General features: G+C 34.7%; 15 protein-coding genes. 6 read left to right on the top strand and 9 right to left on the bottom strand.

The window, feature by feature from the left end:
• Positions 1-118 precede the first annotated feature (118 nt).
• From RBR53_04575 to RBR53_04565, 3 genes are all read left to right on the top strand, one after another.
• Entirely contained in the window at positions 119-988 is an 870-nt protein-coding gene (locus tag RBR53_04575; GenBank protein MDY0131925.1) for a radical SAM protein, read from the top strand.
• Positions 989-1,183: 195 nt separating this feature from the next.
• On the top strand, positions 1,184-3,181 hold the full coding sequence (gene tkt / locus RBR53_04570; protein MDY0131924.1) for a transketolase: 1,998 nt from the start codon (positions 1,184-1,186) through the stop codon (positions 3,179-3,181).
• A gap of 218 nt (positions 3,182-3,399) precedes the next feature.
• Entirely contained in the window at positions 3,400-4,107 is a 708-nt protein-coding gene (locus RBR53_04565; GenBank protein MDY0131923.1) for a hypothetical protein, read from the top strand.
• Between the two features lie 78 nt (positions 4,108-4,185).
• Here RBR53_04565 and RBR53_04560 read toward each other — a convergent pair whose 3' ends face one another.
• The 4 genes from RBR53_04560 to ftsE are packed head-to-tail and all read right to left on the bottom strand — an operon-like array spanning position 4,186 to position 8,451.
• A complete protein-coding gene (locus RBR53_04560; protein MDY0131922.1) occupies positions 4,186-5,514 on the bottom strand; it encodes a S41 family peptidase in 1,329 nt (442 codons plus the stop codon).
• A gap of 14 nt (positions 5,515-5,528) precedes the next feature.
• On the bottom strand, positions 5,529-6,920 hold the full coding sequence (locus tag RBR53_04555; GenBank protein ID MDY0131921.1) for a peptidoglycan DD-metalloendopeptidase family protein: 1,392 nt from the start codon (positions 6,918-6,920) through the stop codon (positions 5,529-5,531).
• The gene (gene ftsX, locus RBR53_04550; GenBank protein ID MDY0131920.1) at positions 6,881-7,771 is read right to left on the bottom strand and encodes a permease-like cell division protein FtsX; all 891 of its coding nucleotides are present in this window, start codon (positions 7,769-7,771) and stop codon (positions 6,881-6,883) included. Before ftsX ends, RBR53_04555 begins: the two co-directional genes overlap by 40 nt.
• Positions 7,768-8,451, bottom strand: coding sequence for a cell division ATP-binding protein FtsE (gene ftsE, locus RBR53_04545; GenBank protein MDY0131919.1), 684 nt, complete (start codon positions 8,449-8,451; stop codon positions 7,768-7,770). The genes ftsX and ftsE overlap by 4 nt, the downstream gene beginning before the upstream one ends.
• A gap of 411 nt (positions 8,452-8,862) precedes the next feature.
• Between ftsE and pyrE the strand changes: the two genes are divergently transcribed.
• A complete protein-coding gene (pyrE, locus tag RBR53_04540; GenBank protein ID MDY0131918.1) occupies positions 8,863-9,402 on the top strand; it encodes an orotate phosphoribosyltransferase in 540 nt (179 codons plus the stop codon).
• Between the two features lie 115 nt (positions 9,403-9,517).
• On the opposite strand, the gene RBR53_04535 is transcribed toward pyrE, so the two are convergent.
• Positions 9,518-10,669 (bottom strand): MFS transporter, encoded by a 1,152-nt coding sequence (locus RBR53_04535; protein MDY0131917.1) that lies wholly within the window; start codon positions 10,667-10,669, stop codon positions 9,518-9,520.
• Positions 10,670-10,695: 26 nt separating this feature from the next.
• Between RBR53_04535 and RBR53_04530 the strand changes: the two genes are divergently transcribed.
• A complete protein-coding gene (locus tag RBR53_04530; GenBank protein MDY0131916.1) occupies positions 10,696-11,055 on the top strand; it encodes a hypothetical protein in 360 nt (119 codons plus the stop codon).
• Positions 11,056-11,096: 41 nt separating this feature from the next.
• On the opposite strand, the gene RBR53_04525 is transcribed toward RBR53_04530, so the two are convergent.
• Complete coding sequence (locus tag RBR53_04525) at positions 11,097-11,348, bottom strand: hypothetical protein (GenBank protein MDY0131915.1); 252 nt, start codon at positions 11,346-11,348, stop codon at positions 11,097-11,099.
• A 318-nt stretch (positions 11,349-11,666) separates the two neighbouring features.
• On the opposite strand from RBR53_04525, the gene RBR53_04520 reads away from it, so the two are divergent.
• Positions 11,667-12,899 carry a M48 family metallopeptidase gene (locus RBR53_04520; protein ID MDY0131914.1) on the top strand — a complete coding sequence of 411 codons (1,233 nt, stop codon included), beginning with the start codon at positions 11,667-11,669 and terminating at the stop codon, positions 12,897-12,899.
• On the opposite strand, the gene RBR53_04515 is transcribed toward RBR53_04520, so the two are convergent.
• The 3 genes from RBR53_04515 to RBR53_04505 all read right to left on the bottom strand — a co-directional run bounded on the left by RBR53_04515 (position 12,900) and on the right by RBR53_04505 (position 16,842).
• A complete protein-coding gene (locus RBR53_04515; GenBank protein MDY0131913.1) occupies positions 12,900-14,243 on the bottom strand; it encodes an FAD-dependent oxidoreductase in 1,344 nt (447 codons plus the stop codon).
• Between the two features lie 55 nt (positions 14,244-14,298).
• A complete protein-coding gene (locus RBR53_04510) occupies positions 14,299-15,999 on the bottom strand; it encodes an FAD-dependent oxidoreductase (protein ID MDY0131912.1) in 1,701 nt (566 codons plus the stop codon).
• Positions 16,000-16,143: 144 nt separating this feature from the next.
• A complete protein-coding gene (locus tag RBR53_04505; protein ID MDY0131911.1) occupies positions 16,144-16,842 on the bottom strand; it encodes a hypothetical protein in 699 nt (232 codons plus the stop codon).
• Positions 16,843-16,997: the final 155 nt, after the last annotated feature.

Raw genomic sequence — 16,997 nt, 5'->3', positions numbered from 1 at the left:
TTACTAAACCATCTTCTTTTTAAATTAATTTTTGCAATTTTTAATTTATGTATTAACTATAGTACTATCAGTATTAAAAGGGTAATTCAGATTTAAAATAAAAAAAAGGAATATTTAAATGGATTATGTAGAACCAATTTTCAGACCACCCAGCGAAGCATATAGCGTTCTTCTCCAGATCACAGTAGGATGCTCACATAATAAATGCAGATTTTGCGAAATGTATAAAACCAACAGGTTTACCATAAAACCAGATGAAGTGATTTTTGCTGATATAGATGAAGCTGCAAGGGACTATCAACATATTAAAAGACTGTTTTTATGCGATGGAGATGCCCTTATAGTTCCCCAGAAAAGGCTGGTGAAAATCTTAAAAAGAATAAAGGAAAAAATGCCCTGGATTGAAAGGGTCGGAACCTATGCAAATACTAAAAGCATAAAAATGAAGTCTGTTGAAGATCTTAAAGAACTTAAAGAACTTGGAATTGAGATTGCATATATGGGCCTTGAATCTGGGGATGATGTTATCCTTGAGCAGATGCACAAGGGTGCAGACACTAAAACCATGATTGAAATGGCAAAAAAACTTAAAGAAGCGGGAATCAAGCTTTCAGTAACTGTTTTAAACGGGCTTGGAAGTAAGGAAAGATCCCATATCCACGCAAAAAGAACAGGGGAAGTTCTAAGTGAAATGAAGCCTGATTTTGTTGGAGCTCTAAGTTTTATGATCACCCCTGGGACACCTTTGTACAAAGAAGAATACTCAAGGGGAGAGTTTAAAATTTTAAGCCCCCAGGAACTTCTTGAAGAAATTGGAATAATGATTGCACACACAGATATGGACGGTCTTTTTCATGCAAACCATGCTTCAAATTACCTTCCCATAAGGGCAAAGCTTCCTGAAGACAAAGATAAAACATTAAAACTTATTGAAAAGGCTTTAAAAGGCAAAGTAAAACTCAAACCCGAACATATGAGAGCCTTGTAAGTTCTTGAACCTTGTCATCGGGATTTGATTACGGCCTTGACGGCCGTAGCTTTTATAAAAGCCATGAAATTTCCTTGCATATCTAAAATTTTAGAGGTAATCAAACCTTTAAAATGAAAAGTAATTTGAATTAAAATTCATGATGACAAGCGAAAATAAAAATCGCAGTCACCGGATAAACTTCAGGAGAAGGGAATGTCAGAACTAAGCTTAAATATTGAAGAAACAGCAGTAAATACACTAAGAACACTTGCCATGGACACTGTACAAAAGGCAAATTCCGGGCATCCCGGGGCTCCAATGGGAATGGCTCCCGCAGCCTTTGTTCTATGGACAAAAATAATGAAGCACAACCCAAAAAATCCCGCATGGATCAATAGAGACAGATTTATTCTTTCAGCAGGACATGCTTCAGCCCTTCTCTATTCACTTATTGCCCTTTCCAAAGGCGGCCTTGAAATAGAAGATCTCAAGCAATTCAGAAAATGGGGAAGCAAAACTCCGGGACATCCAGAATTTGGCCATACCCCAGGGGTTGAAACAACAACAGGTCCCCTTGGCCAGGGTTTTGCCAATGGAGTGGGAATGGCAATGGCTGAAGCCCATCTTAATTCAAAGTACCCTGAAGTTATTGATCATTTTACTTATATACTCTGCGGAGACGGAGACTTGATGGAAGGAATTTCCTATGAAGCCGCCTCTCTTGCCGGCCACCTTGAGCTTGGAAAACTCATCTGCCTTTATGATGACAACGAAATCACAATCGAAGGAAGCACAAAGCTTTCATTTACAGAAGATGTGGTAAAAAGATTTGAGGCAGCAGGATGGCAGGTTATTGAAGTAGCAGACGGAACTGACCTTGATCTTATTGAAAAATCAGTAAATAAAGCTAAAAGTGAACAAAATAAGCCAAGCCTTGTAAAAATAAAAACAAAAATTGCCCATGGAAGCCCCAATCTTGAAGGTTCAGAAAAAGCACACGGAGCTCCCCTTGGGGAAGAAGAAATAAAGATTACCAAAAAAGCCCTGGGATGGAAATCTGAAGAACCATTTTTCATTCCTGAAGAAGTTAAAACTTACTTTACAAAAACTGCCAAACGATTTGAAGAATACGAAAATCAATGGAATTTAAAATTTCAAGAATTCAACAAATCAGACAAAGAAAAAGCAAATAATCTTATAAATGCAATTACCGGCTTCCTTGACAGGGATTGGAATAAAAACCTGAAAAAATTTACCCCTGAAGATGGAAAAATTGCAACAAGAAAAGCTTCTGGAATAATTTTAAATCAAATTGCCAAATTAATTCCAACACTTATAGGTGGTTCGGCAGACCTTGCCCCCTCAAATAAAACAGAAATTGAAAATGAAAAAGATTTTTCAAAAAACAGCTACAACGGAAGAAACATAAGATTTGGAATAAGAGAGCATTCAATGGGAGCAATAATTAATGGAATGTTTCTTCACTCAGGAGTTAAGCCTTATGCTGGAACATTTCTTGTGTTTTCAGATTATATGAAGCCTGCAATAAGAATGGCAAGTATAATGAAACTTCCTGTAATCTATGTTTTTACCCATGATTCAATAGCTGTAGGCGAAGACGGACCAACTCACCAGCCAATTGAACATATTCAGTCTTTAAGACTTATCCCCGGACTTACAGTTCTAAGGCCTGCTGATGCCAACGAAACAAGAACAGCCTGGGAAAGAGCAATAAACAATTCAACAGGCCCAACAGCTCTAGTTCTTTCAAGACAAGGACTTCCAGTTCTTGACAGCTCAAATCAGGAGGGCAAGCCTGATCTTGGAGGATATATTGTTGACAATTGTGAAGGTGACCCTGATCTTATAATGATAGCAACAGGTTCTGAGGTTCATCTTTGCATTGAAGCAAAAAAAGAGCTTGAAAAAAGAGGCAGCAAAATAAGGGTGGTCAGCCTTTTGTCAAAAGAAATTTTTGAAGAACAGGATAAAGACTATAAGGAAAAAATTATCCCTTCAAAAATTAAAAAACGGCTTGTGGTTGAAGCAGGTTCATCCTCAGGATGGGAAAAGTACTCAGGAGATCAAGGAAAAATACTTGGAATAAACTCTTTTGGAGCATCTGCCCCGGGAAGCACTGTACTTAAAAAATTCGGCTTTTTTACTGTAAATATAATCAACCTTGCACAAACAATTTTGAATAGTAAATAATCAAATCAAACCAGTGATTGGCAAAAAAAGATATCCCTGCCAATCACTAGTTCAATTCCTTTTATCCCCATATTTTATAAATTTAAAACTTGATCTGTTCTTAAAACTTCAGTCTTTAGAAACTGTGGTTATATTTTTTCAACAATTATATTTCTAAAATTAAAATAAAATTGTAAACTCCTTTTAATTTTAAAATACAAATCCCAAAAGGAGATAACATGAAAAAACTCTTTCCCGCTATCATCATGTTTTTACTGGTTTTTCCATCTTTTTCATCGGCAATGAACGGAATGGAAATTTACAATCAATATATGAAAAACGAGAAAAAAAATAAGAACAAATTTGGAAATGCAATACTTGAACATGAGTCAATAACTGGAGGAATAGTCATAAGCGGGAAAATTTATATTAAAGAAAACAAATCCAGGGTTGAATCAACAATTATGGAAAGCCCAGAGTCGGCAATGGTAAAAAAAGGGCATAAAACAATAATGATAGATGACGGAAAAAATGTTTCAACTTTTTCTTCTGAAGGAGAATTTTACTCTTTTCCTAGAGGGGAAGAAGATGAGGATGACGATGAGGACTCAAAACCTCTTTCAGTCAACTTTATTTCTAAAGAAACTGTTTCAGGCCTTGAATGCTATAAAATTGAAGCAAACTTTAAGTACGGGGAAAAATCAGAAATGTGGATTTCTGTAAATGACTTTCTCCTTGTAAAAGAATCAATGGAAAATGGAAGTATAGTTGAAATAAACTCTGATTTTCGTGAGGTTTCAGGAATTTTAATACCTTTCAAGTCTCAGTCAATAGAAGATGGACAGACAATAGAAACAAGCACTTTAAAATCTGTAAAACTTAATGCAAATACAGATGATTCTCTTTATGATCCAACAAAAATAAAAGGTTACAAAAAAAGCTTCTAAAAAGTTAATATCCTTATAAATAAAAAAACCGGTTTAAGTTTATAAACCGGTTTTTTTATTTGATACTAACCTAAAATTTTACTGCCTCTTGAAAAGATGAAAACCTACAAGCATGTTCAATGCATGCTGAACCTGATTGTCCTTTTTAAGAACTTCTATTTTTATATCGTCACTGTGGACAAGACTTTCGTCTTTTTTCTTATCTTTTTCCTTTTCTTTATTTTCATCTTCAGACTCTAGATGATTTACAAGATCACTTTCCTTTAAAATTTTCAAATCATTTTTTTCTTCTTTTTCTTCAGCTCTTATATATTCGAGCTTTATATCAGGAGTTATTCCTTCTGCCTGAATTGAACGTCCGCTTGGGGTATAATATCTTGCAATTGTATACTTTAATGCAGAACCGTTTTTAAGGGGCCTTACTGTCTGAACTGAGCCTTTTCCAAAGGAGGAAGTTCCAAGAATAACAGCTCTTTTATGATCCTGGAGAGCTCCTGCAACAATCTCAGAGGCTGAAGCACTTCCCCCGTTTATAAGGACAACCATGGGATATTCACCCTCAGTGCCGTTGATTTGGGCATTGTATTCAGTTACATCTTTTGAATCTCTTCCCTTAATTGATACTATGATTCCTTTTTTTAGAAAAAAATCACTGACACTTACAGCTTGATCCAAAAGTCCGCCTGGGTTGGAACGAAGATCTAAAACAAGACCTTTAAGCTCTTTTTTTGATACAAGCTCATTATAGGCATTTTTAAGCTCTTCTATGGTTTTTTCCTTAAAGCTTGTTATCATTATATATCCACAATCATTGGAAAGCATTGCGTATTTAACGCTTTTAACAGGGATAAGGTCCCTTTTTAAATCAAAAACCAGGGCTTCTTTCTCACCTTCTCTGAAAATAGTAATTTTGACAGGTTCTCCGACAGGACCTCTCATAAGCTTTACAGCTTCCCAAAGACTCATGTTTTTTGTGGATTTATCATCCACACCAATTATTGAATCTCCGGTTTCAATTCCCGCCTCATAGGCAGGTGTCCCTTCAACAGGAGAAATAACAGTAATTTTACCATCTTCCTTTGTTATAACAATACCAATGCCTCCAAACTCGCCTTTTGTATCGGCCTGAAGCTCTTCAAAAGCCTCTGGAGGAAGATATGCAGAGTGGGGATCAAGACCGTTTACCATTCCTTCAATTGCATGTTCTATAAGCTCTTTGGCCTCAACATCTTCAACATAATTGTTTTGGATAAGGTTTAATACATCAGAAAAAACCTCAAGCTCACGATAGGGAATGTCCCCCGATTTTGCATTCAAAGTCTGGTAAACGCCGGAACCTGTCAGCACCAGCCCTGATATAAATACAAAAAGAAAAAAAGCCTTCCAGGATTTTTTAATATCTTTCATTTATGCTCCTTAATTTATTTTTTTATCCAGCTCAGGGGATTTAAGGCTGTTCCATGGTGCCGAACTTCAAAATGAAGGAAAGGTCCACTCATAGAACCGGTTTCACCTATTGTTGCAATTACCTCATCCTTTCTGACACTGTCACCCTTTTGCTTAAAATATTCCTGAACATGAGCGTAAATAGTAAAATAACTATCCCCATGATCAATGATCATCATATTACCGTAACCCTTAAACCAGTCCGCAAAAGCTACTTTCCCGGAAAATACAGAATGAACTGGCTCTCCCAAATCGGCTTTCAGCCCGATTCCACTTTTATGGGCATAAACTCCTCCATCTTCACTACGGCCTCCCCCAAAACCAGATATAATTTTACCATTTACAGGGTAATTCAAAAGTCCCTTAAATGAAGCAAAGGATTTTAATTCTTTATCCTTTTTAACTTTTGACTTCTGCTCAAGAATTTTCAGCTCTTCATCAAGCTTTGAACTTGCTTCTTTCAAAGAATCAATAAGAGAAAGCTTCATTGCTTCCTTTTCTTTGATTTCTTTTAAAAGAGCTTTTTTCTTTTCCTTTTCTATTTCCTTAATTCTCAAATATTTGGCAATCTGGTCTGAAAGTTCGCCAAGCTTTTCCTTTTCAAGTTCAAGACTTTTTTTTAATTCAAGATATTCATTTCTATAAAACGAATATCTGCCGATAAGTGACAAGTCAGCACTTATTATATCTTTTAAAGCTTTTTGCCTTTTTATAAAATCAACAACTGAGTCTGCTGAAAAAAGAAGGTTCATCTGACCTACTCTTGAAAGCTTGTAAAGAGATACAATCCTTTTATCTACAAAAGGCTGAAGCTCTTTAATTTCTTTTTCAGTATCTTCAATTTTTCTTTTTTCCTCACGAATTTTATCAATTAAATCTTTATAGTCTTTTTTTACTGAAGACAATCTGTTTTCAGAATTATTTACAGCCCTGTCAATTTCATCAAGCCCGGTTAAAATAGTTTTTGTTCTTTCCCGGTATTCTTTTAAAAATTTTCTTTCTTTTTTAATTCTTTTTTCAATTTCATCTTTTTTTTCTTTATACAAAACACTGGTTGTATCAATTTTTTCTTTACCATCAATAATTTCAACATAAATTGGTCTATTTCTTACGTACCCAATCTTATTTTTCAGCTTTACTTTCAGCCATTTGCCGTCATCTGGCCCCAAAACTTCAAGAATATCCCCTTTCGAAAGGACAGCTGTAACAGGAGCTCCAAACAATGAGCCCTCTCTCATATTAAGCTTTGAAGATTTAACAACAGCTTTGGCACTATAAGCTTCTGCACAGGTTAAAACAATCAAGAAAACTCCTGTAAAAGCTGATTTTATGAGTTTTTTGAAAATTGCTTCAAGGAAATATAGCATCCAAGCCATCCAACAAGTGTAGAACAAAATAAAATTATAAAAACAGATTTTAAAGACATAAACTTAATCTTTATTATAAAAGCAGATAAATCCTGGCTTATATTTACTGAAAATATAAAGAAAAGCAAAAACAAGATCAAAAGACCTCCAATACCTCCAAGAAACCCATGCAAAAAACCCTGAATATAAAAAGGAGACTTGATAAACCTGTCATCAGCACCTACAAGTTGCATAATTTCTATTTCTTCTTTTCGAGAATAAAGAGCAAGTCTTATTGTATTTGCAATAATAAACACAGTCACCATAAAAAACACAGCACCCATTGAAATTGCAGCAAGTCTTGAAAGGGAAATGATTTTGACAAATCTTCCTATCCATTCTTTCCCATATTCGACTTCACCTACAGACTGGAACTGCTCTATTTTTGAGGCAAGAGACTCAAGGGATTCAAGGTCTTTTCTATCTTTTTTAAGAAAAACTTCCAAAGAGTCAGGAAGGGGATTTGTTTTGAGATTTTCAAAAATCGCCTTTTGTCTTGTCATTTGATTTTTAAGCTCTTCAAGACCTTTTTCACCGGAAACAAAAAAAACATCTTCAACTTCCTCAAAATTTCTTATTTCAAGCCTTGTCCTGGTTTTTTCTGAAGAGGAGATATTGTTTTCAAGGTAAACTATAACTTTTATTCCTGACTTCCACCTGTCAAGAAGCTCCTGGGCATTTGAAGCAAAAAGAACAAAAGTTCCCACAATAAGAATTGACAAAACCACTGTTATAAAAGTAATCGCATGCAAAAACTTGTTGTTTTTTATATCATTTGAACATCTTTTAAAACTTGAAGAATTTATTATCATGTCAAAGCTTCCACAATTTGTCCTTTTTTAAGCCTTATCACCCTGCCTCTGTTCTGTTTTATAAGCTCCTGACTATGGGTTGCTATAATAAGAGTTGTTCCTCTTTCATTGAATTCCCTTAAAAGTTCAATAATAATTCTTGCAGATTCAGGATCAAGGCTGCCTGTTGGTTCATCAGCAATGATAATTTCCGGCTCTCCAATAACTGCCCTTGCAACTGCCGCCCTTTGCTGTTCCCCTCCTGAAAGGCTGGGGGGATAAAGATTTTTTTTGTCTTCTATTCCAACTGTTCTTAAAACCTTTGAAACTTTTCTTTCAATTATCCTTTGTTTTTCACCTGAAGCTTCGAGAACTATGGCCACATTTTCAAAAACAGTCATTGAAGGAATAAGCTTGAAATCCTGAAAAATTATTCCAAATTTCCTTCTAAGCTTATAAAGAGCTGAAGGCCTTACCCTTGAAAGATTGAGCCCTCCAATAAGCAATTGTCCTGCAGTTACTGTTTCAGCCTTATAAAAAAGTTTTAAAAGCGTGGTTTTTCCAGCTCCGCTTGGCCCAGTGATAAAAATCAGCTCTCCAGAATTTATATCAATGGAAATGTCAGAAAGAGCAGACATTTTATCATAACGCTTGTAAACATTGAACATTCTGATTATTGGCTGAGAGCCTAAAATAGTCAATTTTACCTCCGGGCTGATGAAATATCTCTGACAAACTTCAATAATGATAACCGCTTTTTATTCCATTTTAACTTAAGATTCAAAAGTTTAATCAAAAACCACTCAAAAACTGAGATAATTAAACTTGCTTATTCAACAGGTTCAAAAAAACAGCTTAATATTACCTATCGAACAACTCCAGTTTTTAATAAATTTATAATTAGCATTTTTTTTCCCGTTGTCATAGTCCTGTCTTTCTGATAGTCACTTCAAAGCGGGAAGGGCTCCTGGTTTTTTCCGCTCAGACCTCTGCTGATTACCCGAAAACGCTTCTTCCTAAAAATCAGCAGGGGTTTGCAATCTCTTTTAAAAATTTGTTAAATATTCAAAAATTCACCATTTATTCCAAGATGAGAAAATCAGGGAAATCCAATGAAAAACCAGCTTATTGAACTTTTAAAAAAATATTCGGTAAAATATTCAGATACTGAAGAATTTACCCTTGCTTCAGGGACAAAAAGCAGATTCTACGTAAATTGCAAGCCGGCTGTTTTAAGATCAGAAGGACTTTATCTTGTAGGCAACCTTGTTTTCCAGGAGGTTGTTGACCTGGAAATAGATGCAATTGGAGGACTTACCTTTGGTGCAGACCCGGTTTCAATAGCAGCATCATTTGCCTCTTATTCATCGAAAAAACCTTTTAAAGCTTTTTCCATAAGAAAAGAAAAAAAAGACCATGGGATAAGCAAATGGATAGAAGGGGATGTTAAAAAAGGAGAAAGAGTTGTAATTATAGATGATGTTGCCACCACAGGAGGATCTACAATTAAAGCCATAGAAAGAGCAAAATTGGAAGGGCTAAATGTTGTTGCAGCCGTAATTCTTGTGGACAGGGAAGAAGGAGGAATTGAAAATATTTCAATTCATGTGCCCATTGTACGAAAGATTTTAAAAAAATCCGATCTCATTTAAAAAATAATGTGTAAAAACTGCCATCAAGCCCTCTTAACTTTGAATTTTCACAGCCCTTCTAACAAATAAATATATTGCATCAGGAGCAAACAAAAAGGCCTGATGCAATTAGCAGTTAATCCAATTTAAATTTAAACTTCAATGAAAAAAGCATTATAAAAGCCCCTGCAAAGGCTGTAAGGGCAGCCCCAAGAAAAAGAAGATCCCCTCCTGAAAAATCGTAAAAATATCCGCTTGCAAAATTTCCTACCATCAGCCCTAGCCCGTAGGTAAGAGCATTGTTAAGAGCCTGACCCGTTGTTTTTCTTCCTGCTGGTGTGAGCTTGTCAATATAAAGAATTGAAGCCATATGAAAAGTTGCATAAGAAAAGCAATGAAGAGCCTGGGAAATAAGAATGACAAAGCCTGAATTAAAATAAAACAAGACAATCCACCTGAAAGATGCGGCAAACATTGAAAAAACAAGAACTTTTTCAGGACTTAACTTTTTGAAAATATATCCAGATCTGTGCATCATGGTTATTTCTGCAAATACAGCAATAGACCAGGATACACCGATAAAAATATCGGCATAACCCAGATCAGAAAGATAAATTGAAAAAAAAGTATAATAAGGACTATGGCTTCCAAGCATAAGAACAGCAGCAAAAAGAAATAAAGCCGCCCTGGGATTAAAGATAAAAGACAAATCAAAATTTTTCCGACTGGTTTTTTCCTTTGCAATTTCAGGAATTTTAAGGGAAAGAAAAGAATGAATCAAAGAGCCTGCAAAAATCATAACAACAATTGAAAATATTCCCAGTTTATCGGAAAGATAGCCTGAGGCAAAAACAGAAATCACAAACCCTATTGAGCCCCAGAGCCTGATTTTACCATAATTATTTTTGTCCTTTCCCAAAACATCAACAGTAAAAGCTTCAAGGAATGAAACAATAGGAGAATGAAAAAGTGAATAAAAAAACATTATAATCATCATGGGATAAAAATCAGATGTAAAAAAAAACAAACCCCAGATTAATGATGAGAAAATATTTACAATAATAAATATTTGTTTTCTTATGGAAAATCTATCGGCAAGAAAACCCCAGAAAAGAGGAAAAACTATTATAGAAAAAGTTTTAAGTGAAGCTATGGCCCCTACTTCAAAGCTTGAAAAGCCTATTCTGTGACAATACAGATTGAAATATGGAAGAAAAACTCCTAAGATTGAAAAATATATAAAATACTGGGCCGATATATTTAGTTTAGTATAATTTTCATTAAGCAAATCTTTACCCCGAAATTGAGTTAAAAATGAATTATCACTTAGAAAGCCTTATTACAAAAGAAAAATTTATAATTTCAGAAGAAAAATGGTTGAAAGCCCTTGAGTTTGCCAAAAAAACCCATTGGCAACCCCTTGGAACAGTTCTTGATTTTGAAACTGAACTAGATTTATTATGGGATGACAATCAAGACAGGATGTTTAATCTCTGGATGGTGCTGGCAAGTCATAATGCCTGCGTGGAATGGGAAGGAAGCTACACTGAAAAACAAAACCAGATAGTTTTAGACAATGATTCTTATGAGCTCATGCTTTCACTTGAAATCTCGGAAGAATTTATTGATCTGGCAAACTTCATATCTGGAGTTTCATTTAGAATACTTAAGTAATTAAACAAAACCTCCCTAAAAATCAAGGGAGGTTGATTTTTTTATACAAAAGTTTTCATCTGTTCCTGGCCCTTTAATACAGCTTCTCTAATACTTTCCCTGGTTTGTGCAACACCAGCAAAATATTGCCTGCTTAAAGTTTTCATCTCCTCAGGAAGAAAAGAAGCTTTTTCCATTGCCTCTTCAACAGCCTTCTGGGTTTTATCCTGAATTATGACCATTGAATTGTAAATATTACCTAAAACTTCTTCATTAAAACTTAAAATATTTTTAAACATTTCTTTTTGGTTCATTTAAACCTCCTTATTTTGCAATGCATCATTTTGTTAAGTCAGATTTAGACATCAACCTGAACTTACTACACATATAACATAAGGCGTAAAAACAAATTGTCAAACAGCTCTTTTTGCAGTGCACCATTTATTTATTTCAAAAAGTTCTAAGCTAGTTTATTTAAATTCGTATATTAATTTTTTATAAAAATTTTAAAAAGAAAAAAATAGAATTTAAATTTGATTGTAAAAACTGCGAAATATTTTTATATTCTTAAAATCAGAGAAAAACTAATATATCTTAAGAACTAAAACACTTAACTTTTGGATACTTTATAAATGACATATATTCAGATTATTATTCTCTCAGCTGTTCTTATTTATTTTTCACTGAACCTTTTATCTTTTTTTCTTAACCTTAAAAATTTAAACGCTGAAATCCCAGAAGGTTTTGAAGATTATTTTGATAAAGAAAAATATAAAAATTCTCAAAACTATATTTTAAAAAATTCAAAACTTGAAATAATCCACAGCTTTTTAAATCTTGTAGTTTTTATTGTCTTTTGGTTTTCAGGGGGATTTGGCTACCTGGATAATTTACTTACTTCCATTTTTTCATGGGAAATTTTAAGAGGGGTAATTTATATAGCTCTTCTCCTTTTAGCTAAATTCATTATAAATCTTCCGTTTTCACTTTATTCAACCTTTGTGATTGAAGAAAAATTCGGATTCAATCAAACCAGCCCAAAACTTTATGCCTTTGATAAAATCAAGATGATTATAATTACATTGGTAATAGGGCTTCCTATTATTGGAATTATCCTTGGTTTTTTTCAATACACTGGAAATTTTGCCTGGATTTTATGTTGGGCCGGAGTAACTGTTTTAATTCTTTCAATGCAAATAATTGTACCTTTGTGGATAATGCCACTTTTCAATAAATTCACTCCCCTTGAAGATGGAGAACTAAAACAAAAAGTAATGGATTATTCAAGAAAAAACAATTTCCCCATTGAAAACATTTTTATAATGGACAGCTCAAAAAGAAGCAAAAAGTCAAATGCCTTTTTTTCAGGTTTTGGAAAATCCAAAAGACTTGTTCTTTTTGATACAATAATAAAAAAACATTCTCCCCAGGAAATAGTTTCAATTGTTGCCCATGAAACAGGGCATTACAAAAAAAAGCATATTCTTACTGCAACATTTCTTGGAATTATCCAGACAGGGGTTATGTTTTATCTTTTGTCTTTTTTTATAAGCTTTGAAGATCTTTTTAATGCTTTTTATGTTGAACAGGTTTCTGTTTATGCCGGCCTTGTGTTTTTTGGCTTTCTTTACTCTCCTGTTGATCTTTTCCTTGGAGTTATAATGCTTAGATTCTCAAGAAAAAACGAATATGAAGCAGATAGATTTGCAGTTGAATCCACTGGGAATAAAGATGTTTTGGCAAACACCTTAAAAAAACTTTCAGCAGATAATTATTCAAATCTTTCACCCCATCCGCTTAATGTGTTTTTAAACTACTCACATCCTCATGTAGCAGACAGGGTGAAAAGAATTTACAGCATTTGATTAAGGCTCTAGTTTTTTAACCAGCTCCCCTGCTGCAAGAATAACAGGATCCCATACAGGACTAAAAGGCGGTGCATAGGCCATATCAACCTCAGCAAGCTCGTCTGCTTTCATTCCGGCATGAAGTGCCACAGCCCCGGAGTTAATCCTTCTGGCCACTCCCTCTTTACCCACCATAAAAAGCCCAAGAACCTGCCCTGTTTTTTTATCTGCAATCATATTTACATAGATTTTTTGTGAATTTTTACAAGTATGGGCCTTTGATATTGTTGTTATTAGAACTTCCACAGGATCAAACCCTGATTCCTTTGCTTCATCAAAATTAAATCCTGTTCTTGCAACTTCATAATCAAAAACCTTAAACACAGCTGTTCCAAGAATACCGGGAAATTCTGCCTTTTCTCCCACAATATTTTTTGCAGCAACCCTTCCTCCTCTGTTGGCAGTAAGAGCAAGGGGAATCCAAACACATTTTTTAGTAATTATATGTCTTGCACAGGCACAATCGCCCGCAGTGTAAATATCTGGATCGCTTGTTTGCATGTAAGTATTAACTCTTATGGCTTTTGAAGGTCCAAGCTCAAGCCCTGCTTTTTCTGCAATTTCACTGTTTGGAACAACTCCCATGGAAGCAATTACTAAATCTGTTTCAAAGTTTTTGTCTTCTGTCTTAACTGTGAAAAAACTTCCTGACTTTTGAATTTCAATTACTTTTGTATTTATAAAATAATCAATCCCCTTGTCATCAAGCTCTTTTTTCACAGGATTTCTCAGGTCTTTGTGAAGCCAGCCAAGAACTTCAGGTGCAGCTTCAACCATGGTGACTTCAATATTTCTTGAATAAAGAGCTTCGCACATTTCAAGGCCAATATACCCCATCCCTATTATTACAGCACGTTTCACAGTGTTTTCTTCAAGGTATTTGTCTATTTGTCTTCCATGCTCCAATGACTTAAGAGGAAATACCCCATAAAGATCAAGACCTTTTATAGGGGGCATAAAGGGCCGATTCCCTGTTGCAATAAAAAGTTTATCATAGGAAAATAAAAACTCTTCTCCTTTGGTAGTTCTCCCTGAAACTGTTTTTTTATCCCTGTCAATTTTATCAACAAAATGACCCAGGTGAAGTTCTATTCCTATTTTTCTAAACTCTTTAGGAGCCCTGACAATAAGTCTTTCTATATCATCGTCAGGGTCTGCAATACTGTATGGCATTGTACATGCCGAATACGAAACATCCTGAGTGGCTTCAAGAACTACTACATGATTTTCAGGATATTTTCTCTTGATTTGGCTTGCAGCACTCATTCCTGCTGCATCTCCTCCAACAATTAAAATTTTCATGAAACCTCCCAATTTTTATATTTATAAAAAAGCCTGAAAACCAGGCTGTTGCTAATCAAGATTTTAGATATTTTTCATAGGGCCAGCACAAAACACCGCCGTCCATATATTTTGCGTTTGTAAAGCCTTCTCCTTCAAGAATTCTCTGGGCTTCGTATCCTCTTAAAGAAATTTTACAAAAAGCAATAATTTCCTTATCCTTTGGCAATTCAGATAATTTTTCCCTTAAAACTCCAAGGGGAAGAAGCTTAACTCTTTTATCTTCAATTCTTGACATTTCATATTCCTGGGGAGATCTTACATCAAGAAATACAAAATCATTTTCATTGTCAATTTTTTCTTTTACTTCTGCGGGCGTGGATGACATTCCTGTGTTGGTAATTTTATTTTCCGCTATATTTGCAGCCACAATAATATTATCCATAGCCGGCGAATAAGGAGGGGCATAGGCAAGATCATAATATTCAAGATCATAAACCGTGGCATTATGACACATTGCAGCCACTACTATATCAAGCCTTTTTGCAGCCTCACCAAAGCCTGTGACCTGACATCCAAGAATTTTACCAGAGGGCTTTTCTGCAATAAGTTTAATTATTATGAGTTTTGCATCATCAAGAAAATGGGGTTTATCAGGAGCAGGGGTAAGCACTGTTACATAATTGAAGTTTTTTTCCTTAGATTCTTTTTCTGTAAGCCCTGTTCTTGCAATTGTAAGATCAAAAACCTTGCAGATTGCAGTTCCAAGAACTCCAGGAAACTTTGTATTCCTTCCGCAGATATTATCTCCAATTACTCTTCCTTGCTTGTTTGCAGTAGAACCCATGGGAGTATAAATAGCTTCGTTTGTCAGCCTGTTTTTATTTTCAGCACAGTCTCCGCCTGCATAAACACTTTTATCAGTTGTTCGTAAATATTCGTCTGTAACAATGGCACCAGTAGCTCCAATTTCAAGCCCACAATCTTTTGCAAGCTTGACATTAGGCCTTACTCCCACAGAAACCAAAACAATGTCGGCAGGAAAAGTTCCCTCTTCAGTTACAACAGCTGAAACCTCACCTAAGTCATCGCCTTTGATCTCTGTGACTGTCTGACCGATTGCAAGGTTAACCCCGTTTCTTTGAAGTTCCCGTTTTACATGAATTGAAATTTCAGGATCTACTAAATACTTTAAAAGCTGATCCTCTTTTTCTATTACAGTTACATTCATTCCCTGAATAACAAATGCTTCTGTAACCTCAATCCCAATTAGTCCTCCGCCGATTATAACTGCATTTTTACCTTTAAGCCTTGAAACCCTGTCTCTTATTTCCCTTGCATCTTCCACTGTGCTTAAGATATTCACCCCCTTAAGATCAATTCCTGGGATGGGTGGCTTTACAGTTTCACTCCCTGTTGCAATAACAAGATCATCGTATGGAAATTCAAACTTTTCTCCTGAGTCAATTCTAAGTGCATGGACAACTTTATTTTCTCTGTCAATTTTTTGAGCAAGAGTTCTATTAAAAATACTTATATCTTTTACAGCTTTAAAATAATGGGTATCTCTTACAACTCCAGCGGGGGTTTCCATAAGTTCATTATGATCATGAACTTCGCCTGAAATATAAAAAGGCATTCCGCATCCTGAATAGGACAAAAGCTCTCCTTTTTCAATAAGGGTTACATCAGCTTCAGGATTGAGTCTTTTAACCCTGGCAGCGGCTTTTGGTCCGCAGGCAACTCCGCCTATGACAACAACTTTATGATCAGACATTTATTCCTCCGTTATAAATTTGAGAGTTATTTAACTATTTTAAATTTTAGGAAATCAAAAAAACTTTCGCAAGAGCTAACTTAGACTAATCTAAGCTTCAGCCACGAAACTCCAAGAAGATATTAATGGAAGAAAAAATTAGATCTAAAAAAAATCCTCAATGCCTTTTGAGCTGGAAACTTCAACGGAATTAAAAAAATCTTTAATGTTTTCAGTATAATAAATAACTAATGAAAGGTAAGGATTGGTAAGCCTGTCCTGTTTTATTTCGCCTATCATTATAGAATTGTCTTTTTCCCAAAAATAATAATTGTTATCTTTAAAAACTATTGATTTGGGTTCAGAAAAATTTTTATTAAGGGATTTTAAGAAGTTTTTATGGTCATAGCCACTCACTCTGAAAAGAAGCGGAGTTTTGGTAAATCCAGAAAAAGTAAAATGGATATCTTTAATAATTTTTGTATTTCTCTGGGAATATGGATATTTTATTTTAATTGAGTTTTTACCAACTTTTTCCCTTAATTTTGGGTCTTCCAATTTTTGTGAGACAAAATAGATATCTGGAAGAAATTTGTTTAAAAATTCTTTGGAAAAATCGTCAAAATTTATAGGAGTCCAAGCTTCAAGAACCCCATTTCCATATTTTTTTTCCAGCTCATTTTTTTTGTAAGAAGAAAAAACAAAATCTTCACCCATATTTTCAAAGGTTATTCCAAGCTGAGCGTCAGAGTTTGCCTTTTCAGGAAGTGTTAACTCAGGCCTGTTCATGAAAATAAAAATTATTACCCCTGCAACAACTAAAATTACTGCTGAAATTATGATTATTTTTATGTTTTTATCCATTGGAATATTTATCCTGCTTTCAAGTCAGTTTGCAAAACCTACCCTAGTCTTTGATTTATTCAAAAACTAAACACCTAATTGAACCATCTTGATTAACTTTATCATTTTAGTACTTATATTAGTACTTATAATCTGATTATGAAAGCTTTATGATA

The organism is Desulforegulaceae bacterium, from assembly GCA_034006035.1.
In the GTDB taxonomy this organism is placed as follows: Bacteria; Desulfobacterota; Desulfobacteria; order Desulfobacterales; family JACKCP01; genus JACKCP01.
This window is presented reverse-complemented; position numbering and strand designations above follow the sequence as displayed.